General features: G+C 64.2%; 11 protein-coding genes. 5 read left to right on the top strand and 6 right to left on the bottom strand.

Annotated features, from left to right (window positions below):
- Positions 1–86 precede the first annotated feature (86 nt).
- The gene (locus tag JZ00_RS09695) at positions 87–986 is read left to right on the top strand and encodes a LysR family transcriptional regulator (protein WP_039589011.1); all 900 of its coding nucleotides are present in this window, start codon (positions 87–89) and stop codon (positions 984–986) included.
- A gap of 61 nt (positions 987–1,047) precedes the next feature.
- Here the strand turns inward: JZ00_RS09695 and JZ00_RS09690 are convergent, their stop codons facing one another.
- The 4 genes from JZ00_RS09690 to JZ00_RS09675 form a co-directional block, all read right to left on the bottom strand.
- Positions 1,048–1,275, bottom strand: a complete 228-nt coding sequence (locus JZ00_RS09690) for an MbtH family protein (RefSeq protein ID WP_030141931.1) — start codon at positions 1,273–1,275, stop codon at positions 1,048–1,050.
- An 84-nt stretch (positions 1,276–1,359) separates the two neighbouring features.
- Positions 1,360–2,769, bottom strand: coding sequence for an aspartate aminotransferase family protein (locus JZ00_RS09685; protein ID WP_039589396.1), 1,410 nt, complete (start codon positions 2,767–2,769; stop codon positions 1,360–1,362).
- Positions 2,770–2,907: 138 nt separating this feature from the next.
- Positions 2,908–4,239 (bottom strand): sensor histidine kinase, encoded by a 1,332-nt coding sequence (locus JZ00_RS09680; protein WP_039589010.1) that lies wholly within the window; start codon positions 4,237–4,239, stop codon positions 2,908–2,910.
- A complete protein-coding gene (locus tag JZ00_RS09675; RefSeq protein ID WP_039589009.1) occupies positions 4,239–4,919 on the bottom strand; it encodes a response regulator in 681 nt (226 codons plus the stop codon). The genes JZ00_RS09680 and JZ00_RS09675 overlap by 1 nt, the downstream gene beginning before the upstream one ends.
- 174 nt (positions 4,920–5,093) lie before the next feature.
- Here JZ00_RS09675 and dsbD point away from each other — a divergent pair, with 174 nt between their 5' ends.
- Genes dsbD through dsbG form a run of 3 tightly spaced genes read left to right on the top strand, consistent with a single transcriptional unit; the run spans position 5,094 to position 8,433 of the window.
- Positions 5,094–6,821 carry a protein-disulfide reductase DsbD gene (gene dsbD / locus JZ00_RS09670; protein WP_039589007.1) on the top strand — a complete coding sequence of 576 codons (1,728 nt, stop codon included), beginning with the start codon at positions 5,094–5,096 and terminating at the stop codon, positions 6,819–6,821.
- Complete coding sequence (locus JZ00_RS09665) at positions 6,821–7,690, top strand: TlpA family protein disulfide reductase (RefSeq protein WP_039589006.1); 870 nt, start codon at positions 6,821–6,823, stop codon at positions 7,688–7,690. The genes dsbD and JZ00_RS09665 overlap by 1 nt, the downstream gene beginning before the upstream one ends.
- Complete coding sequence (dsbG, locus tag JZ00_RS09660) at positions 7,666–8,433, top strand: thiol:disulfide interchange protein DsbG (RefSeq protein ID WP_039589005.1); 768 nt, start codon at positions 7,666–7,668, stop codon at positions 8,431–8,433. Before JZ00_RS09665 ends, dsbG begins: the two co-directional genes overlap by 25 nt.
- A gap of 49 nt (positions 8,434–8,482) precedes the next feature.
- Here dsbG and JZ00_RS09655 read toward each other — a convergent pair whose 3' ends face one another.
- Positions 8,483–9,295 (bottom strand): alpha/beta fold hydrolase, encoded by an 813-nt coding sequence (locus tag JZ00_RS09655; protein ID WP_039589004.1) that lies wholly within the window; start codon positions 9,293–9,295, stop codon positions 8,483–8,485.
- A gap of 175 nt (positions 9,296–9,470) precedes the next feature.
- Between JZ00_RS09655 and JZ00_RS09650 the strand changes: the two genes are divergently transcribed.
- Positions 9,471–9,731, top strand: coding sequence for a hypothetical protein (locus JZ00_RS09650; protein ID WP_039589003.1), 261 nt, complete (start codon positions 9,471–9,473; stop codon positions 9,729–9,731).
- 54 nt (positions 9,732–9,785) lie between these two features.
- On the opposite strand, the gene JZ00_RS09645 is transcribed toward JZ00_RS09650, so the two are convergent.
- Positions 9,786–22,772, bottom strand: coding sequence for a non-ribosomal peptide synthetase (locus JZ00_RS09645; protein WP_039589002.1), 12,987 nt, complete (start codon positions 22,770–22,772; stop codon positions 9,786–9,788).
- Positions 22,773–22,824 lie beyond the last annotated feature (52 nt).

Here is a 22,824-nt window from a genome sequence, read left to right as displayed (position 1 = left end):
TCGATAAAAGATGCGCTCACTGTATTGATGCCCTTGCCGGCGATAAACTGGCCACCCGGAACATCACTTGGCCTCTGGAGGCAATAATGGCCCGTCGATTCGATCATCTGGCCGACGTGGAAGCCTTCGTCACAGTTGTGGAAAAAGGCACCCTCAGCGCCGGTGCCGTGGCGCTGGGCACCACGCCTTCTGTGCTGAGCCGCGCAATCTCGCGCCTCGAAGCCCGCCTTGGAGTGCAACTGTTGCGGCGCACGACTCGCCGATTGAACCTGACCGATGCCGGGACGTTGTACCTGGAACAGTCGCGCTCGGCCTTTGCCTTGATCGACGACGCCGAGCGACGTATCCAGGGTCAGGACGGCGTCTTGACCGGTCGTGTGCGTCTCAGCGTGCCGACCACCTATGGCCATTACCGCCTGCCGGCGCTGCTGTCGCGTTTCGCCCAGGCTTGCCCGCAGGTGCGGGTCGAGCTGAGCATCACCAACCGCAATGTCGACCTGGTGGCCGAGGGATATGACCTGGCGATCCGCCTCGGGCCGCTGCCCGACAGCGGCTTGGTCGGCCGCAAGCTGGAAGACGCCCGCCTCTGCCTGGTGGCTGCGCCGCAATATCTTGGGCGCGCCGGAACGCCCAGGCACTTCGATGAACTGGCCGCCCACGCCTGCCTGCCCTTCGTGATGCCCAGTAGCGGACGCATCGCCCCGTGGCTGTTCCGCGAACACCAGCAAGACCGGGAATGGTTGCCGACAGGCAATGTGCAAGTGTCCGACGACGTGCTGGGCATCGTTTCCCTGGCGCAGGCTGGAATGGGGATTTGCCAGACCTATGAATTCATAGTCCGGGAGCGGATCGAGCGGGGGGAATTGGTGCAATTGCTGGAGGACTTTGGCGGGCGCAGCAGAGCGTTTTCAATCATCTATCCGCCCCATCGGCAATTGCCGGCGGCGGCACGGGCATTGATTGATTTTCTGGCGGAGCACTCATGAGTACGCCAACCTGTGGGAGCGACGTATCGCCGCTCCCACAAAAAAGCTGCCCATACCGGCGTTAGTGAGCCGCAGCCGCTTGCTCTTCCATCTTCTTGCGCAAGCTCAACGGCCTCATGTCGGTCCAGACCTCTTCGATATACGCCAGGCATTCTTTCTTGAAGCCGCTTTTGCCGACCGTACGCCAGCCTTCCGGGACAGCCTTGTAGTCCGGCCAGATCGAATATTGCTCTTCGTGGTTGACCACGACCTGGAAGAGGATGTCCTCGCGGTCGAATACTGAAGTCATGGTGTTTCTCCGTCGTTGCTCAAGGTTCGCCGCGCCACGGGCGCAGCCAAGGTATGAAAAGGAACGTACCGGGCCGGATGAAAATTAGGCGTCGGCCACGGCGGCTTCAAGGGCGCGCCGGAAAATCTCCGCGACCCGGTCGATTTCCGCCGCCGTGATGATCAAGGGCGGCAGGAACCGCACCACGCTTCCTTGTCTTCCGCCCAACTCCAGGATCAACCCACGCTTGAGGCATTCACGCTGCAACCGTGGCGCCAGGCGTGCGTGCACCGGTGGATGACCCTGGGTGTCCGGTTGGCCCGCCGGGTCTACCAGCTCGACGCCGAGCATCAGCCCGCGACCGCGGATATCGCCCAACTGCGGGAAGTCCCGTTGCAGGATATGCAAATGTTCGCTCAAGCGCTCGCCCATGGCGGCCGCGTGGGCCGACAGGTTGTGCTCCACCAGATAACGCATCACGGCGGAACCGGCGGCCATGGCCATCTGGTTGCCTCGGAAAGTACCGGCATGGGCGCCCGGCAGCCAAGTGTCCAGCCAGTCGCGATACACCACGACCGCCAGCGGCAGGCTGCCGCCGATGGCCTTGGACAGCACGACCACGTCCGGGACGATTCCGGCGTGCTCGAAGGCAAACATCTTGCCGGTGCGACCAAAACCGCTCTGGATCTCATCGACGATCAGCGCCACGCCGGCCTGCTCGGTGATCCGTCGCAAACCGCGCAGCCAGTCGAGGTCGGCCGGTATGACGCCGCCCTCGCCCTGCACCACTTCGACGATGACGGCCGCCGGCAACTGCACGCCGGCCTCCGGATCGTTCAGCAGGTTTTCCAGGTAATGCAGATTGGCCCTGACGCCCGCCACACCGCCCAGTCCGAACGGGCAGCGGTAATCGTAGGGATACGGCATGAACTGCACGCCGTTGCTGAGCAAGGCACCCAAGGGTTTCTTCGGCCCCAGGCTGCCCATCAGGCTCAACGCGCCCTGGCTCATCCCGTGATAACCGCCCTGGAACGACAGGACCGTGCTTCGCCCCGTCGCAGTGCGGGCCAGCTTGAGCGCCGCTTCCACCGCATCGGTGCCGGTGGGCCCGCAAAACTGGATTTTCGCTTCGGCGGCGAGGGCCGCCGGCAACAGGCCAAACAGGTCCTGGACAAAGCGGTCCTTGACCGGCGTGGTCAGGTCCAGGGTATGCAGCGGCAATTCATCGGCGAGCACTTGCTGGATCGCCTCGATCACCACCGGGTGGTTGTGCCCGAGCGCCAGCGTGCCGGCGCCGGCGAGGCAATCAATGAAAGTGCGACCCTCGACATCCTCGACGTATAGGCCCTTGGCGCGCTTGAGTGCCAAGGGGATTCGCCGTGGATAGCTGCGGGCATTGGATTCCTGGCGATTCTGACGAGCCAGCAATGGCGATTCGTTGAACTGGTAAAGCGTCTCGACCGGCGTGGAACTGCTTCGTACTGGCGACGCTTCGATAGGACTTGTGACTGACATGTTCTCGACCCCGCAATGAGTGACCCAACGGCGCACCGGGCAGGTGCGCATTCGGTAGCGCACATGCAGGTTTCCTGTTGTGGAAACGCATCAGCAGGGCAAGGATTTACTGCCGATTGAAGACCCGTGGCGAGTTATCTACAGAACGGGCGACAGTTGCACCGGCACGGTCAGCTCAACCCGCAAACCGTCCGCGCGGCTGTCGAACTGCAGGCCACAGCCGCAACGCTGGACGATGGCCTGGACAATCGCCAGCCCCAGCCCGCAGCCATTGCTCTGGCCGTTGCGCCAGAAGCGCTGGGTCAGGTGCTGGATATCGTCGGCGGCGATGCCCGGCCCATGATCACGCACCTGGAAACGCACGCGCTGGCCCACCATTTCCAGGTTCAACTCGACGTCAGTCTCGTCCGGCGTATGGCGCAAGGCGTTTTCCAGCAGATTGCGCAGCGCGGCAATGGACAGCACCGCCGGCATCTGCACCGGCGCATCGGTCAGTTGAGGCGATACCCGCATCCTGATCCGCTGGGGTGCGCCGCCGGTGGCGTCCTGGATGGCCAGCCGCGCGACCTGCTCGGCGTTGCATTGCACCCCATCATCGAACGACAGGCTGCCTTCCACCCGGGCCAGCAGCAACAGTTGCTCCAGCGTGCGATGCATCCGGTCGGCCCCCTCCTCCGCCCGGGCGAGGGCCTGGTCACGCGCAGCCCCCTCGGTCATCCGCGCCACTTGCAGGTGCGTCTTGATGGCCGTCAACGGGCTACGCAGTTCATGGGCGGCATCGCCGGTCAGCCGTCGTTCGCGCTCGATGGTCTTTCCGATGCGCTGGAGCAACTGGTTCTGGGTCTCCAGCAAGGGCCGCAACTCGCTGGGCAGCGGATGAATCTGCAGCGGTTCCAGCGAGTCCGCGTTGCGCCGCGTCAGGGCATCGCGCATGCGGTTGAGCGGCGCCAGGCCCTGGCCGATGCCCAGCCACAGCAGGCACAGGCAACCGAGCAACGCCACGCCGACCGGCACCGATGCCGCCAGCAGCACCGACAGGTTCAAGGCTTCGCGTTCGATCTGGCGATCGGCGGTGGTGATACGCAAGTCACCTCGTGCCAAGGTAAAGCTGCGCCACGGCGCACCGTCGATCATCTGGTCATGAAAGCCCATTTTCTCGGCTTCCAGGGGTTGCCCCGGGGTGTCATGGCTGCGCGCCAGAATCTCCCCGCGCAGTGAGCTGACCTGGCAGGCCATGCCGCCAGGAACGCTCAATTGTTCAGCACTGAAGTGCGTGCCTTCACCTTTGCTCGGAACCGGCGGCAACTGCTCCAGCAACCCGGCGACCATCCGCGCCGAGGCCACCAGGCGCTGGTCGAGGGAAAACATCATCTGGTTGCGCAGGTCGCTGAGCATCCACGCCGCGGCCAATGCCCAGATCAGGGCGAAGGCAGCCCCGAGGGTCAGGCTCAAGCGCAGTCGCAGGCTCATCACTTGGTGGATTCCCCGCCATCGGCCGGCCCCAGGCGGTAACCCAGCCCGCGCACCGTTTCGACGATCCCGTTGCCCAGTTTGCGCCGCAGGTGGTGGATATGGACGTTCAGGGCGTTGCTTTCCAGTTCATCGCTGAAGCCGTAGACGCTGTCCTTGAGTTGTTCGGTGGAGAGCACCCGGCCGCGGCTGTGCAGCAGCGCCTGCAACAGCGCCTGCTCGCGGCGGGAGAGGTCCACCGGCTGACCGTCCAGGATCGTTTCCCGGCTGCTCGGGTCGTACGTCAGGCGGCCATGTTCGATCAGGTTGACGCTGCGCCCCGCCACCCGCCGCAGCAGCGTGTGCAGGCGCGCCGCCAGCTCGCGCAGGTCGAAAGGCTTGAGCAGGTAATCGTCGGCGCCCGCCTGCAAGCCGTCGACACGGTCGGTCACCGAGTCCCGTGCGGTCAGGATCAGCACCGGGATTTCGAGGCCTTGCTGGCGCAATTGCTTGAGCAGCTTGAGGCCGTCTTCATCGGGCAAGCCGAGGTCCAGCACCATGACGTCGAACGTCGCCACGCCGACCATCGCCCGCGCCGCCGATGCCGTGGCGACGTGCTCGACGGTCAGGCCTTGAGCCGTGAGCCCGGCAACGATGCCGCTGGCAATCAACTCATCGTCTTCGCAGACCAGTACGTGCATGGTAAGCCCCAAGGAAAAAAGTAAATTAGGCGGGCGCCCGATTAAGCCGACATTATGCGACGAGTCGGGCAAATATGGGCGATCATTGGCCCTTGTCATTATTGCTGGGTTAATCGACGGTTAATCGCCAGTCGCCACTGTGCCCTTCACTTGCTTCGTTCTAAGGCTTTGTCCATGCGTCGATTGTTTTTGCTGTGGCTGTTCCTGATCTCGGGCCTGGCCCAGGCCGCCAATCCCTTCGAAACCAAACCCGACTTCCTGCCGGTGGAAAAGGCGTTCGTCTTCACCTCCGAACGCCTGGATTCCGGTGAAACCCAGCTGTTCTGGCAAATCGCCGACGGGTATTACCTGTACCAGCAGCGGCTCAAGTTCGATGGCCTGGCCGAAGCGCAAAAACCGAAGTTGCCCGAGGGCGAAGCCCACAGCGACGAATTCTTCGGCGACCAACAAGTGTATCGCCAGGCCCTGGAACTGAAGATTCCCGCCGGAGCGACCGGCAAGATCAAGGTCGGTTTCCAGGGCTGCGCCGACGCGGGCCTGTGCTATCCACCCCAGACCCAAGTGGTCGACCTGGGCGGTACGACTGCGCTGGCAGCCACTGGCGAAGCCCAGGACCAAGCCTTGGCCAGCGGCTTGCAACAACGCGCGCTGGGCTGGAGCCTGCTGGTGTTCTTTGGCCTGGGGCTGTTGTTGGCCTTCACCCCCTGCTCGTTGCCGATGTTGCCGATCCTCGCGGGATTGGTGGTGGGCAGCGGCGCCAGCCCTCGGCGCGGCCTGGCACTGGCCGGCAGCTACGTGATCAGCATGGCCCTGGTGTATGCCGCCATGGGCGTGCTCGCCGCGCTGCTGGGGGCCAATCTGCAAGCATTGTTGCAACAACCCTGGTTGCTGGGCACGTTCGCCGCGATCTTCGTCGTACTGGCCCTGCCGATGTTCGGCTTTTTCGAATTGCAATTGCCAGTCGGCCTGCGTGATCGCTTGGAAAACGCCGGCCGCCAGCGCCGCGGCGGCAACCTGGCAGGCGCTGGCATCCTGGGGGCGCTGTCTGGCCTGTTGGTCGGCCCGTGCATGACCGCGCCGCTGGCCGGCGCGCTGCTGTACATCGCCCAGAGCGGCAATGCGCTGCACGGCGGTCTGATCCTGTTCACCATGGGCGTCGGCATGGGCCTGCCGCTGTTGTTGCTGGTGACGGTCGGCAATCGTTTCCTGCCCAAGCCCGGCACCTGGATGAACCTGCTCAAAGGTGTATTCGGCTTCCTGTTCCTGGGTACCGCGTTGCTGATGATCCGCCCGGTCATCGACGGCTCGCTGTGGATCGGTCTGTGGGGTGCGCTGCTGGTAATCGCCGCCTACTGCGCCTGGCGCCAGACAGAAGGGTTCGGCCGCGCCGCCTATCTGTGGGGCAGCGTCTCGCTGCTGTTCGGGTTGTGGGGCAGCCTGTTGATGGTTGGGGCTGCGGGAGGCAGCGATGATCTGTTCAAGCCGCTGGAGGTGTACAGCGGTGCCCGCGCCACGGCGACCGCCGAGGCCCGGGACGCCTTCACCACCATCAGCGAACCCGCTGCGCTGCAACGCGAACTGGACGCCGCCAAGGCCCGGGGCCAATGGGTCTTGCTCGATTACTACGCCGACTGGTGCGTGTCCTGCAAAATCATGGAGAAGCAGGTATTCGGCCGTGCCGAAGTCCTTGATGCGCTCAAGGACGTACGCCTGCTGCGCCTGGATGTCACCGCCGACAACGCCGCCAGCCGTGAGCTGCTCAGCCGCTATCAGGTGCCTGGACCACCGAGCCTGTTATGGCTCGGCGCCGATGGCGAGGAGCGTCGAAGCCAGCGCATTACCGGCGAAATCGACGCCAAGGGTTTCCTGGAACGCTGGAACATGACCCGGAACGCGCCCTGATGCTGACGTTGACCTTGGGCACCTTTGCCATTGCCCTCAATCACTTGCTGTTGATCAGCGCATTGGCCTTGGCGACTTTCGTCGGCTGGCGGGTGGCAAGGCGCGGCGGCGAGAATCCCGAATCGGTGCTGTTCGCACTGTTCCTGCTGGGGCTCCTGGCCGCAAGGATCGGCTTTGTCGTCGCTTACTGGAGCCATTACCGGGACGACCTGTGGCAGATCGTCGACCTGCGCGACGGCGGGTTCCTGGCCTGGCCGGGCATCGTCGCACTGCTGGTCGGCGCCCTGCTCTGGGCGCGTCGCCGCCCGAGCCTGCGCCGGCCATTGGCGTTCAGCGTCACCGGCGGCCTGCTGTTCTGGCTGGTAGCAACGATGTCGTTGACGATCTATGAACAAGGCACCCGTCTGCCGGAGATCGACCTGCGCAACGCCGACGGCGAAACCGTGAACCTTGTCGATTACCAGGGCGGCCCGTTGGTCATCAATCTGTGGGCCACCTGGTGCCCCCCCTGCCGACGTGAAATGCCGGTGCTGGAGGAAGCTCAAAAACAGCGCCCGGACCTTACCTTCCTGTTCGTCAATCAAGCCGAAAGCATGCAAAGCGTCAGCACCTACCTCGCCACGCAGGGCTTGAGCCTCACCAACGTGCTGTTCGACGGCAGCGGCCGCCTTGGCCAAGCCGTCGGCTCGATGGCGCTGCCAACGACGCTGTTCTACAGCGCCGATGGCCGCCTGCTGGGCAGTCACCTGGGCGAATTATCTGAAGCGAGCCTGGCCCGGGCCCTGGAAAATTTCGATACGCCGGGTACCACTACGGCGGCCCACCCCGCGACAAGGAAACTGCCATGCCCCGCCTCCACCACCTGCTGACCCTGGCCTTCGCCGGCGCGCTGTTGCAAGCACCGTTGCTCCAGGCCGAGGAGTTGCCCGCGGCCATCAAGAAAATCGAAGCCAAGGGCGCCAAGATTGTCGGCACCTTCGAAGCACCGGACGGCTTGCGCGGTTACGCGGCGCAATACCAGAACCGTGGCATGGCGCTGTACCTGACGCCGGATGGCAAGCATGTGTTGCTGGGCAACCTGTATGACGCCGGCGGCAAGGACCTGAGCGCCGAACCGCTGCAAAAGCTGGTCTACGCGCCGATGGCCAAGGCAATCTGGGCGAAAATGGAGACCAGCAACTGGATCGCCGACGGCAACCGGGACGCCCCTCGCACGGTGTACCTGTTCAGCGACCCGAACTGCCCGTATTGCAACATGTTCTGGGAGCAAGCCCGCCCCTGGGTCAAGGCCGGCAAGGTGCAGTTGCGCCACATCATGGTGGGCATCATCCGTGAAGACAGCCCGGGCAAATCAGCCGCGCTGCTGGCCGCCAAGGAGCCGGAAAAAGCCCTGGCGGACCATGAGAAGGCCGGCAAGGGCAGCGCACTCAAGCCGCTCAAGGAGATCCCTCCGGCCATCCAGGCAAAACTGGACGCCAACCAGCAACTGATGGATGAGCTGGAACTGTCCGCCACCCCGGCCATTTTCTACCTGGATGACCAGGGCGACCTGCAACAGCAGCAAGGCGCGCCGTCGCCGGACAAACTGGTGAAGATTCTCGGGCCGAAGTGATCCGGGCAACGACCTGTGGGGAGGGAATTTAACCCCTCGCCACAGGTTTTCAGTGCCATTGTTTCAGGAACGCTGACAACGCCTGCGTCACGAACTCCGGATTTTCCAGGTTGGAAATATGCCCAGCCTGCGGAATCAGCACGTGGTCACACCCGATCAGCTTGGCCATTTCCAAAGCCTCGGACGGTGGCCGAGGCTTGTCCTGGTCGCCACACATCACCAGCGTGCGCCTGGCATCCAGTCCAGGCAGCTGCGCCAAGATATCGTCCCGGCCAAAAATGATCCGCCCCAACGGCACGATGCTGTCCTTCAGGCGGTCGGTCGGCATCGCGGCCAAGGTAGCGCGAAACTGCTGGTAGAGCGCCGACTGCGGGTCGATGCCCGGCCGGAAGAAAATCGGCACGATGATGTCCAGCAAAGGCTCGGGAATCGCGCCGCTGGCATCGATCTTGTCGAACAGCGAAAAGTAATACAGCCGGGTCGGCTCCGGCTCGACGCCGACGTAGGTGTCCATCAGCACCAGCGACTGCACACGCTCGGGTGCCGCCAGCGCCAACCGTGCGCCCCACATTCCCCCGACCGACAACCCGACCAGGTTGAAGCAGTCGATACCCAAGTAATCCATCAACGCCAACGTCTGGCGAGACAAATCGTCCAGCGAGCTCATGCCCTCAGGCAACCGCCCGGACTGCCCGTGACCCCACAGCTCCGGCACAATGACCCGATAGTGTTTCGACAACGCGTCGATCTGTGGTGCCCACATGCGGTGGTCCCACAAATAACTGCTGCCCAGCACCACCACCGGGCCACGGCCTTGGTCGAGGTAATGGAGCGGTTGTCCGTCAATCGTTGCAAAGGGCATCGGGTGACCTCCTTGTTGATCGTTTGGAAAGCTTGGGGAGACTGACGTGGCGGGCATGCAGCGTCAACCGTCGGCGACAAGTCGCGTCGCGGTGACCTGTCAGGTCTGACAGTAGATCTGATAGGCCATTGGCGATAGCTTGAAGACTTGGCAGACAGAGTATGGAGCGATCATCATGACAAAAGCCGAACTTGAAGCGTTCGCCCGGGAACAGGTAGCCCTTTTGCAACCGAAGGCCTTGGATCAGGGAAAAGCCTCTGGACAGCGAGCCAAGGGAAAGCTTCAGTTTTTTGAAGCACTGGTGGCGGCGTATGACAATACCGTGACCCCTGAGCAATTCGGCCAGCTGGACGCGGTGAACGATACATTCCAAAAAATCGGCGCCTTTGAATCCGGGGTGACCTTTTTCAACGATCCGGGCTCATGTCGCAAGTAGTTCTGGCCCAATCGCGAGCAAGCTCGCGATTGGGCCGCTACAGGCGCCGCAGACCTAAAGTCCTTCCAGCTCCGCCATCAAATCATTCAACCGATCCACCTTCTCCTCGGTGATTTCACTGGCAGCCAATCCGCCAATGTATCCAGCCAACTCCTGCACCGTGCTGCACTCGAACATGGCCCTGAGCGGCACATTGCGCTGCAGGGCTTTTTGCACGCGGGAAGCGATCTGTGTCGCCAGCAGCGAGTGCCCGCCGAGTTCGAAGAAGTTGTCCCGTACCCCCACCCGCTCTACCTTCAACACTTCGGCCCAGATATCGGCCAGGGTCTGCTCCAGTTCATTGGAGGGCGCGTGGTAGTCCTGGCTGTGCAACTGGCCGATGTCCAGCGCCGGCAGCGCCTTGCGATCGAGTTTTCCATTGGCATTGAGAGGCAGGCGGTCGAGCCATAGCCAGTGCAGCGGCACCATGTATTCCGGCAGTTCGCTGCGCAGGCGCTGTTTGATCCGATCCAGGCGTTCGCTCGGGCTGAGCGTCGAGTCGGCCGCGACCAGATAGCCCACCAGATGCTTGCCATTGGCGCCTTCCTGCACTGCGACCGCCGCGTCGCGGACTTCCGGTCGCTCGTGCAAGCGGGCTTCGATTTCTCCCAGTTCGATGCGATAGCCGCGAATCTTTACCTGATGGTCGATGCGCCCGACATATTCCAACACGCCATCGCTGCGACGACGCGCCAGGTCGCCGGTGCGGTACAGCCGCTCGCCCGGTGCGCCGAACGGGTTGGGCACGAACACCGGCGCCGTACGCAGCGGATCGCTGACGTAGCCACGCCCCACCCCGGTGCCGGCGACGCACAGCTCGCCCACCGCGCCCAATGGCACCAGTTCCAGCGCGCCGTCGAGCAGGTACAAGCGGTTGTTGTCGGTCGGCGTGCCGATGGGCAGGTAGGTGCCACGGGTCGAGGCCAGGTCGACTCGGAAGAACGCTACGTCATCGGAACATTCCGCCGGGCCGTAGGCGTTCACCAGGCCGATGGCCGGGTAACGCACCAGCCACTGATGGGCCAATTCCGGCGGCATCGCTTCGCCGGTGGGCAGCATCCAGCGCAAGCCATCCAGGCCGATACGCTCCTGGGCCAGCATGCCTTGGATCAGCGACGGCACGCTCTCCAACACGGTAATGCCCTGGCGACCCACGTGGTCCAACAATCCTTGAGGATCGTGGGCGATGGCGTTGGGCACGATGTCCACCCGAGCGCCGAACAACGGCGCGGCCAGGAACTGCCACACCGAAATATCGAAGCTTTGTGACGCGGTCTGGGCAATCACATCCGTTTCATCCAGCGCCAGGTACGGCACCTTGCTGAGCTGGTTATTGAGCATGCCGCGCTGCTGGACCATCACGCCTTTGGGCAATCCGGTGGAGCCTGAGGTATAGATCACGTATGCGAGGTTGTCCGGCCCGCTGTAAATACCTGGATTGTCCGTCGACACTGCGCTGGCCTGGACGTCCTCCCAGACCAGCAGCTTCGGCCGTCCGGCACAAGCAAACTCTTCCAGCAAGGCCAGCGCCTGCTCACGACAGGCTTGCGTGCAAACCAGCAACGGCGTGCGGCTCAGCTCGATGATGCGGCTCAGGCGCTGGCTCGGCAGGCCCGGGTCCAGCGGCAGGTAACCGCCGCCGGCCTTGAAGCTGCCGATGATCATGCCGAGCAAATCCAGGTCGCGCGCGGCCAGCAGCGCCACCGGCTGGTCGAGAACAACGCCCGCCTCGATCAGCGCATGGCCGAGACGGTTGCTGCGTTCGTTCAACTCGGCGTAAGTCCAGGTGTCGTCCTGGCAACTGGCGGCAATGCGTTGCGGATGAGCCCTCACCCGGGCCTCGAACAGCTGGGCGTAGCTCTGTTCCAGCGGATAGGCCCGCGCGCTCTGGTTGCAACCTTCGATGAGGAAATCCTGTTCCTCAGGGCCGATCAGCGGCAGCTCGGCCATGTCGCCGTGGAACCCTTCCATCAACGCCAGCAGCAATCGCTTGAACTCGCCCAGCAGCCCTTGGACGGTCGACTCATCGAAGTAGCGCTGGTCGTAGGACAAATGAAGCCCCAGGTCATCGCCCGGATAGCACACCGCCGTCAGCGGGAAGTTGGTGTGGGTGCGACCTGAATCCGATGTGGCGTTGAGACTCTGGGCGCGGTCCAGCACCGAAACTTCCACCGGCGCGTTCTCGAACACGAACAAACTGTCGAACAACGGCTGGCCCTTGGGCAGCTCGCTGACGTCCTGGATACTCACCAGTGGCAGGTATTCGTACTCGCGCAGTTGCATGTTGTTGTCCAGCAAGCCGCTGAGCCATTGGCGCACGCTGCAGCACTGGTCATCCGCCGGCATTTGTACCCGCAGGGCAACGCTGTTGATGAACAGCCCCACCGTGCGCTGCATGTGCGGCAGCTCCACCGGCCGCCCGGCCACGGTGACGCCGAACAATACGTCGCGATCACCGCTGATACGGCGCAACACCAGGGCCCAGGCCGCCTGGGCGAAGGTGTTGACGGTCAATTGATGGGCTTGGGCCAGCTCCCGCAGGCGCGCACCGTCCCGGGCATCGAGGCGGGTGTAGCAATCGCCGACAACCATGCCGCCGCTGTCACCGGCATGCTCGCGCAGGAACGGCCGGTCGCCAGGGATCGGCGTGGTCCGCTCGAAGCCTTGCAGGTTCTGCTTCCACCACTGCCTGGCGTCGGCCAGGCCCCGGCGCTGCAGCCAGCCGATGTAGTCGCGATAGCGCGGCGGTACAGCCAGGCGGGGCTCGCGCTGTTCACCGAGGGCGGTGTAGATCTCAAAGAAATCGTCCATCAGCAACGAACGGCACCACGCATCGATGAGAATGTGGTGGTTGCTCATCATGAACCAGTAGCGCGCCGCGCCGACCCGGATCAAACGCAAGTGGAATGGCGGCTCGTTCAACAGATCGAAACCGGCCTCGCGTTCGCGCTTGAGCAGCGCCTGGAGCTTGGGCTCCTGGGCTTGCTCGGGTACTTGCGTCCAGTCGAGGTATTCCACCGGCGTGCGGCCGGGCTTGTGGATGACCTGCAGCATGTCTTCGCCGACGTTCCAGCAGAACGAGGCGCGCAAGGCTTCGTGACGGGCGATCACCGCTTGCCAGGCCTGGGCGAAACGCTGGGGGTCGAGTTCGCTGTTGATGCGGTAGCGGTCCTGCATGTAATACAGGCCCGTGCCCGGCTCCAGCAGCGTATGCAACAGCATGCCTTCCTGCATCGGGGTCAGCGGGTAGACATCTTCGATCTCTGCGGCCGGCACCGGCAGGTTGTCCAGCTGTGCCTGGGTCAGTTTCGCCAGCGGGAAGTCCGATGGCGTCAGGCCGCCCGCCTCGTCCGTGAGGCAATGCTCGATCAGGTGCTGCAATTGCTCAAGGTAGTCGTCGGCGAGCGCGGCGATGGCCTGGCGGTCGTGACGCTCGGCGCTGAAGGTCCAGCGCAGCGCCAGCTCGCCGCCACTGACCTGGCAGTCGAGGCTCAGCTCGTTGGGCAGCGGTGCGTCGGGGTCATGGATCGCGCCAAGCGCTTCTTCCAGCGGGCGGAACAACGCGTCCTGGCCGAGGGTATGGTCGAGCTGGCCGAGGTAGTTGAACGTGACGGTCGCTTGCGGCAGGCCGGCCATCGCCTCACGGGTGCCGGTATCTGCCAGGTAACGCAGCACGCCATAGCCGAGGCCCTTGTGCGGCACCGCGCGCAGCTGCTCCTTGATGGCTTTGATCGAACTGCCGATATCAGCGGCCGACGGGCTCAGGCGCAGCGGATAGACGCTGGTGAACCAACCCACGGTGCGGGTCAGGTCGAGATCATCGAACAGCGCCTCGCGGCCATGCCCTTCGAGCTGGACCAGGGCCGATTCGTGATTGCTCCAACGGCACAACACCCGGGCCAGCGCGGTGAGCAACAGATCGTTGACCTGGGTGCGATAGGCGCTTGGCGCTTGTTGCAGAAGTTGTCGGGTGCGCTCGGCGTCGAGGCGCAGGCTGACGATGCCGGCATGCCGCTCCTGCCGTCCGCCATCGGGACGCGCACAAGGCAGCGTTACGTCCGGGCCACTCAACTGGCCTTGCCACCAGCTCAACTCTTCGCGCAGGGACTCACTGCCGGCGTAAGCCTGCAAACGCGCGGCCCAGTCACGGAACGGACTGGTCTTTGCCGGCAATTGCAGTGTGTGTTTGTCGATGCATTGGCGATAGGCGGTTTGCAGGTCGTCCATCAACACTCGCCATGACACACCATCCACCACCAAGTGATGGACAGCGATCAGCAAGCGCTGCCGACTGTCCGGCAGCTGCGCCAGTACGGCCCGCAGCAGCGGCCCGCTCGACAGCTCGAAGCCACGCTGCGCCTGGGCAAATACGGCTTCGCAAGCGTGCGGCGAATCCACCGACACAGCCTCCAACAGCGCCCCCTCGAACATTGGCTGATGCTCGGCGCGCCAGTGCCCGGCGCTGTTGACGAAGCCCAGGCGCAAGGCATCGTGCTGCTCGAACACCGCGCGCAACGCTTGCTCCAGGAGACCGGGCTGCAAGCACGTGGTCGGCTCCAGCAACAACGCCTGGTTCCAGTGATGACGGTTGGGTATCTCGCGGGCAAAGAACCAATGCTGGATCGGCGTAAGCCCCGATTCACCGCTCAACAAGCCTTGCTCGGCGCTTACTTGTTCGCTGTGAGTGGCGACGGCCGCCAGGGCCTGCACGGTCTGGTGCTGGAACAAATCCCGCGGCGTGAAATGCAAGCCTTGTTGCCGGGCCCGGCTGACAACCTGGATCGACAGGATCGAATCGCCGCCCAGTTCGAAGAAGTTGTCGTTGAGGCCGACTTGCCTGACGTTCAGCACGTCGCACCAGATCGCCGCCAACGCTTGCTCCACCGCATTGCTCGGCGCCACGTACTGCTGGCGATTGAGCTCCGGATCCGGCATCCGCAAGGCGCGGCGGTCGAGCTTGCCGTTGGCGGTCAGCGGCATGCTCGGCAGCAGGATCAAATGCGCGGGCACCATATAGTCCGGCAGTTGCGCCTTGAGTTGGTTTTTCAGCGCTTCTCGCAGGGCCGCTTGCCCGGCGGCATCCTGTTCGGTGATGTCGCTGACCAGGTAACCGGCCAACTGCTTGCCACCCGGCATATCCAAGGCCAAGACCACGGTCTCGCGCACGGCGTCGTGTTCCAGGAGACGGTTTTCGATTTCCCCCAGTTCGATACGGAAACCGCGAATCTTCACCTGATGATCGACTCGTCCCAGGTACTCCACCTGCCCATCGCCGCGCTGGCGCACCAAGTCCCCGGTGCGATACAGCCGTCCGCCATCGGCAGCAAATGGGTCGGCGACAAAACGTTCGGCGGTCATGCCCGGGCGCTGGTGATAACCCTGGGCCAACCCGGCGCCGCCGACATACAACTCTCCCGTCGCACCTTGTGGCACCAATGCCAGGTCGGCGTCGAGAATGTAGGCCACGCGAGCGCCGATCACGCTGCCGATCGGTACGCTGCCGGCGCCCTCTTCCAGCTGTTCCGGGGCAAGGCTCGCCAGCGGCATGACCACGGTTTCGGTCGGGCCGTAGGCGTTGAAGAACAGCTTCGGGCTGAACGCGGCGCGGATGCGCTGCAAATGCTCGCCCGTCAGGGCTTCGCCACCCGTGATGCACATGCGCACCGGCAGCGTTTGGCCCTGGGTTGCCAACCATTGCGCCAATTGGCTGCCATAGCTGGGCGTGAAACCCAGGACGTTGATGCGGTGTTGGCGGATCAGGCCGCAGATTTGCTCGGCATCCCATTGGCCCTGGGCACGCAGCACCACATGGGCGCCACTGAGCAGCGGCACCAGCAAGCGCTCGGTAGCGGCGTCGAAATTGATCGAGTAGAAATGCAATTCGCAGTCATCAAAGCGCATGCCGAAGCGCTGGATCACCGCCTGGCAATGCATGGCGATCTCACCGTGGGACACCACCACCCCCTTGGGTTTGCCGGTGGAGCCGGAGGTGTAGATCAGATAGGCCTGGTGCTGCGGCAGGTTGATCAGCGGCGGCGACTGCTCGGGATAATCCGCCAGGGCCTCGCGATCATCTTCCAGGCACCAGCGCTGCACGCCTTCGGGCAGTTCGCCGAGGGCCTGGAACATGGCCCGATCGCTGAGCAGCAAGCCGACGCCGCTGTCCTCGATCATGTAGAGCAAGCGGTCCAGCGGATACTCCGGATCCAGCGGCACGTAGGCGCCGCCCGCCTTGAGGATCGCCAGCAGGCCGACGACCATTTCCAGCGAGCGCTCCAGGGCCAGCCCTACCCGGACCTGCGGCCCGACGCCGCGGTCTCGCAACATCCAGGCCAGGCGATTGGCCCGGCGTTCGAGTTCGCCATAGGTCAGGGTCTGCCCGGCGAACGTCAGCGCCGGCGCGTCCGGGCGCAGGTGGGCCTGTTCTTCGAACAATGCATGGATGCATCGATCCAGGCGATGCTCGCCCGGCTCTTCGCCGAGGCTGTCGAGCAACTGCCGCTGCTCACTGGCGTCCAGCAGCGGCAGTTCGCTCAAGCGCCGAGCCGGGTCCACCAGCAGCGCTTCCAACAGGTTGCGCCAGTGCCCGGCCATGCGGGCAATCCGCGGTTCGTCGAACAAATCGGTGCTGTAGGTCAGGCAGCAACCCAGGCGCTGATCAAGGTCCGTGACTTCCAGGTTGAGGTCGAACTTGGTCGCGCGGGCGTCGTTGACCAAATAGTCGACACTCATGCCGGCCAGCGTGCGGCTCTGCTGGAATTCCCAGCGCTGTACGTTGCACATCACTTGGAACAGCGGGTTGTACGCCGCGCTGCGCGGTGGCTGCAAAGCTTCCACCAGATGATCGAACGGCAGGTCCTGGTGGGACTGGCCCTCGATCACCGTGTAGCGCACCTGCTCGAACAGCTCGCCCACGGACATCTGCCCGTCGAGTTGGCAACGCAGCACTTGGGTATTGAGGAACGCGCCGATCAGCCCTTCGCTTTCCGGCCGGATCCGGTTGGCCACCGGCGCGCCGATGCGCAGATCGGTCTGGCCGCTGTAGCGATAGAGCAGCACCGCCAGCGCAGCGGTCATGGTCATGAACAGGGTCAGGCCATGCTCGGCGTTGAACGCTCGGACCCGTGCGGCCAAGTCGTCGCTGAGGTCGAAACGCAACAGTTCGCCGCGATGACTTTGCACCGGCGGACGCGGGCGGTCCGCCGGCAATTCCAGCAAGGGATGTTCGCGGCCCAACTGCGTGGTCCAGTAATCGAGCTGGCGCTGGCGCTCGCCGGACTCCAGCCATTGGCGCTGCCAGGCGCTGTAGTCCAGGTATTGCACCGGCAACGGTTCCAGCGGCGACTCGCGGTCATCGATGAAGGCTTCGTACAGCGCGCTCAGTTCGCGAGCAAAAATGTCCATCGCCCAGCCTTCGGTGACGATGTGATGCAGCGTCAGCACCAGGTAGTGTTCGCGCTCGGCGGTCTTGACCAGGCACGCCCGCAGCAGCGGCCCGGTTTCCAGGTCGAAGGGCTCGTGGGCCTCGCTGTCCGCCAGTTGCTGCACGCGCTGTTCGCGAATGTCGGCGTCGAGCATGGAAAAATCTTTCCAGTCCATGCGCAGGCCCGTCTCGTCGTGTACCTGTTGGCGCGGCACGCCGTCGACGCTTGGGAACGTGGTGCGCAGGGTTTCATGGCGCACGATCAAGGCCTGCAACGCCGCTTCGAAGCGCCCGACATCCAGTACCCCGCGCAGGCGCGCCATGCCGCCGACGTTATAGGCCGGGCTGTCCGGCTCCATTTGCCAGAGGAACCACATGCGTTGCTGGGAATAGGACAGTGGCACCGGTTGGCTGCGGTCGACTTTCTCGATCGGCGGCTGGCGGTTGGTCCGGCCGCTGGCCTGGATCAACCGCACCTGTTCGGCGAAGGCGCCCAGCTCGCTGGCTTCGAACAACGCGCGCAACGGCAGCTCGACGTCGCAGGCCTGGCGCGTGCGGGAAATGATCTGCGTCGCCAGCAATGAATGGCCACCCAAGGCAAAGAAATCGTCCCGCAGGCCGATGCGGGCAAGGCCCAGCACCTCGCGCCAGATTCCGGCGATCTGCTGCTCGATGACACTGACCGGCTCGACGTGTTCGCGCACCTGCCATTGCGGCTCGGGCAAGGCACGACGGTCGAGCTTGCCGCTCGGGCTCAAGGGCATGGCGTCCAGGCGCAACAATTGCGCGGGCACCATGTAGTCAGGCAGCTCGCTGGCGAGGGCATTTTTCAGGCGAGCGGCCTGGGCGGCGGCGTCTTCGTCAGGCGCTGCGGCGGTGTAATAGCCGATCAACTGCGGACCGGCCGCCGTGTCGCGCACCAGCACCGCCGCCTGGGCGACACCGTCCTGGGCCAACAAGCGCGCCTCGATTTCCTGTGGCTCGACGCGGAAACCGCGCAGTTTGACTTGTTGATCGAGGCGGCCGAGATATTCGATCACCCCGTCGGCATCCCAACGCGCCAAATCGCCAGTGCGGTACAGCCGGGCGCCAGCCGGTCCCTGGGGATCGGCGACAAAACGTTCCGCCGTCAGCGCCGGGCGCCCGAGGTAACCCCGGGCCAGGCCAAGGCCACCGATGCACAGTTCCCCCGGGACGCCGACGGGCACGGGATTGAGTTCATTGTCGAGGATCCGGCACAGCACATTCGCCAAGGGACGACCGATGGGCGAGCGCTCGTCATCGCCTGCGGTGCAATGCCAATGGGTGACGTTGATGGCGGTTTCGGTCGGGCCGTAGCGATTGTGCAACTGCGCTGTCGGCAGCTGCGCGAGCACCCGGTTGCGCAACTCGGCCGGCAGGGCTTCGCCCCCGGAGAAAATCCGTCGCAGGCTCGTGCAACGGGCGCTCAAGGGCTCGTCGATAAACAGGCTGAGCAGCGGCGGGACGAAGTGCAGCGTGGTCACGCCAAACTGCTCGACCAATTGGGCAATGCGGTGCGGATCCCGGTGTTCGCCCGGGCCGGCCAGGACCAAGCGGCTGCCAGTGATCAACGGCCAGAAGCATTCCCACACCGACACATCGAAACTGATCGGCGCCTTTTGCATCAACACGTCGGTTTCATCCAGCCCATAGGTGGCCTGCATCCATTGCAGGCGCTCAGCCAGGGCCGCGTGAGTATTGCCAACGCCTTTGGGTTGGCCGGTCGAGCCGGAGGTGTAGATCACGTAGGCCAGATGATCGCCATGCAAGTGCAGCCCCGGCGGATTGCTCGGCCACTGCTCCAGGTGCAGCGCGTCCATGGCGATGACGCTGACGCCCTCGCAGGTCGGCAAGCGTTCGAGCAGCGCGGTTTGGGTCAGGAGCAGATCGACGCCGCTGTCGTGGAGCATGTAGGCCATGCGCTCGCTCGGGTAATCGACATCCAGCGGCACGTAGGCGCCGCCGGCCTTGATGATCGCCAGCACGCCGACGAGCAATTGCGCCGACCGCTCGGCGGCAATCGCCACGCAGACGTCGGGGCCGACGCCTTTGTCTCGAAGATAATGGGCCAGCCGATTGGCCTGGGCGTGCAGTTCGGCGTAGTCCAGCGAACCACCGTCCCACTGCAATGCAGTGCGTTGCGGAGTGCGGCGGGCCTGTTCGTTGAGCAATTCCGGTAGCCATTGTGTGGCGGGCGCGCAGGGTGCCGTCGCCCAGCGCTGCTGCTGGACGAGTTCTTCGGCACTCAACAACGGCAGGTCGCCGAGGGCCTGTCGGGGATCAGCGCAGACCGCTCGCAGCACGCTGCAGAAATGTTCGGCCAGGCGTGCGACGGTTGCCGCCTCGAACAGCTCGTCCGCGTAGTCGAACGACAGTGTCAGCCGGCCGTTACGGTCTTCCTCGCTGTGCAATTGCAGGTCGAACTTGGCTTCGCGGCTGTGCCATGGCAATTCATCGGCCAACAGCCCGGGCAGGCGCCGCAACGCGCCGAGGTCGCGCTGCTGGTGGTTGAACATCACCTGGAACAGACCTTGTTCGCGGGCCTGGGGGAAGACTTCCAGCAGCTGTTCGAAGGGCAGGTCCTGATGGGCCTGGGCGCCGAGCGTCGCCTCCCGGGCCTGGGCCAGCAACGCGACGAATGGCTGGCGCGAATCGACTTGTGCGCGCAGTACCTGGGTGTTGATGAAAAAGCCGATCAGCCCTTGGGTTTCCAGGCGCGGGCGGTTGGCGTTGGGCACGCCGATGCGCAGGTCGGATTGGCCAGTGTAGCGCTGCAACAAGGCCTGGAACGCCGCCAGCAACAGCATGAACACCGTGGCGTCATGGGCGTGGGCGACCTGGCGCAGGGCATCGCCTAGCGGCTTGTCCAGGCGCAGGGTATGGCGCGCCGCGCTGCGATGCTGCTGGGCGCTGCGCGGATGGTCGGTAAACAACGCCAGGGGCGGGTGCTCGTCGCCCAATTGCTTTTTCCAATACGCCAATTGGCGCTCGGCTTCGCCCTGGGCGAGCCATTGCCGCTGCCAACTGCCGTAGTCCGCGTATTGCAGCGGCAACGGCGGCAGTTCGGCGACCTGCCCTTGGGACGCTGCGGCGTACAGCCGCGAAAACTCATCGATCAAGACATTCATCGACCAGCCATCGGCGATGATGTGATGCATCGTCACCAACAGCTGGTGATCGTCTTCAGCCAGGCGCAACAAAGTGACCCGCAGCAGCGGCCCGTTTTCCAGATCGAATCGAGTGGCCGCCTCGTCTTCGCGGATCTGCCGCGCCCGCGCCTCGCGCTGGTCGGCGGGCACATCGCCGAGGTCGATCACCTGGAGATTGAACTCACCGGCCGGATCGATCTGTTGCAGGGCCACGCCATCGCGTTCCAGGAAGCGCGTGCGCAAGGATTCGTGGCGCTCGACCAATTGCTGGAAGCTGACGCGCAACGCTGCTTCGTCCAGCTCGCCACGCAGGCGCAGGGCGCCGGGGATGTTGTAGGCGCGACTGGCAGGATCCAGCTGCCAAGTCAGCCACAAACGGTTCTGGGCCAGGGATTGCGGCAGGGCTTCATCGCGGGCCATTGAATTGATAACCCCCTGGGCCTGGCCGCCGTCCTGTTGCAGGTTCGCCACCGCCATCGCGAAAGCACCCAGGGTCGGCGCTTCAAAAAGCAGGCGCAGGTTGAGCTCCATACCCAGCACTTCACGCAGCCGTGCAATGACTTGGGTGGCTGCGATGGAATTGCCACCCAGCAGGAAAAAATGGTCATTGCCCTGCACCCGATCGATCTGCAACTGCTCGCACCAGAGTCGGCCGATCAGGTCTTGCAGCTCGGATGACGGCGCGGATTCGTCGACCGTCTCAGTCTTGGGCGAAGGAAACAGTGCATAGCGGTCGAGGCTGCCATCCGCCAATCGGGCGCGGCACGCCGAACGCTGCAGTTTGCCGCTGGACGTCTTCGGCAGCGCCCCAGGATTGAGCAGCACCACCACGCTAGGCGCTTGCTGGCAGGCGTCGGCCACGGCTTGGCGAATCGCGTTGATCAGGGCTTCGGGAGGTAGGATCTTCTGCACACTGCGGCTGATCTCGGCGGCAATGCCGATGCCTTCCTCGCCCGCCTCGTTGACGGCGAAGGCGGCAACCCGTCCTTTGCGCACCACCTCCACTTCCCGCTCGATGGTTTGCTCGATGTCCTGCGGGTAAAGGTTTTGCCCGCGCACGATCAACATGTCCTTCAAGCGTCCGGTGATGAACAGCTCACCTTCGCGGACAAAACCCAGGTCGCCGGTGCGCAGCCACGTGCGGCCGTCATGCTCGACGAAGGTCTTGGCGCTGGCCTCGGCGTTGCGCCAGTAACCGCGGGCGATGCTCGGCCCGGCGGCCCAGACTTCGCCAACCTGGCTGTCGCTGAGCGGTTGCAGGGTGTTGGGCTCGACGATCAGCACCGCATGGCCCGGCTGGCTGACACCACAGCTCATCACCGCACTGCCCTGCCCGGGCTCGGCACGGTTTTGCGTCAAGGCCGCGTCATCCATGCACATCGAGGGGATGCCCCGGCCACGTGGCGTGCCAGCCACGAACAATGTCGCTTCGGCCAGCCCGTAGGACGCCATGAAACTGTCGGCCGTGAAGCCGCACGCCGCGAATTTTTCGGCGAAGCGTTCCAGGCTGTCGAGGCGGATCGGTTCGGAGCCGGAATAAGCGACGCGCCAGCCGCTCAGGTCGAGGCGGGCCAGGGCGGATTCACTGACCCGTTCGCTGCACAGGCGATAGGCGAAGTCCGGGCCGCCGCTGATGGTGCCGCCGTATTCGCTGATCGCTTCGAGCCAGCGCAACGGCCGCGCGAGGAAATAGGCCGGCGACATCAGCACGCAAGGCACGCCACTGAAAATCGGCTGCAACAACCCACCGATCAGCCCCATGTCGTGATACAGCGGCAGCCAACTGACAATGACATCGTCGGGATTCACATCGATGCCGAAGCCATGGCGAATCAACAGCTCATTGGCGACGAGGTTGCCGTGGCTGACCTGTACGCCCTTTGGCGATGCGGTGGAACCGGAAGTGTATTGCAGGAAGGCGATGTCATCGTCTTGCAGGTCCGGCATTCGCCATTGCTCGGCGCGGGTCGGATCGAGCGTATCGACGCACAGCACCGGGGGAGCCGATTCGATGGCTTGCAAGGTGTCGCGCAAGTCAGCGGTGCTCAGCAACAGCCGCGGTTCGGCGTCGGCGATGATCGACAGCAAGCGCTCCTGATGGTGCCGACGGGTGGACTCCGGCGGGTAGGCCGGCACGGCGATCACGCCGGCGTACAGGCAACCGAAAAACGCCGCGACATAATCCGGGCCGCTGGGAAACAGCAGCACCGCCCGGTCGCCGGATTCTGCTTCGGCCTGCAAGGCGGCGGCAATGGTCCGGGCGCGCAGATCCAGGTCGCGATAACTCAAGACCACGCCCTGCTCCGGGGTGTCGGCAAGGAAGCGCAAGGCTACCCGGTCCGGGGTCAACGTGGCGCGGCGCTGGAGGGCATGAGCCAGGGTGCTGGGAAGTTCGAACGCGTCGGTCATGAGGGGCTCCTGCCTGAAATTCGGCTTGCAAGTGGTCACCCATGGGGACGGA

It is taken from the genome of Pseudomonas frederiksbergensis, from assembly GCF_000802155.2.
Lineage (GTDB): Bacteria > Pseudomonadota > Gammaproteobacteria > Pseudomonadales > Pseudomonadaceae > Aquipseudomonas > Aquipseudomonas frederiksbergensis_A.
Note: the sequence above shows the minus strand (reverse complement) of the source record. Positions and strands in the feature narration are given on the sequence as shown.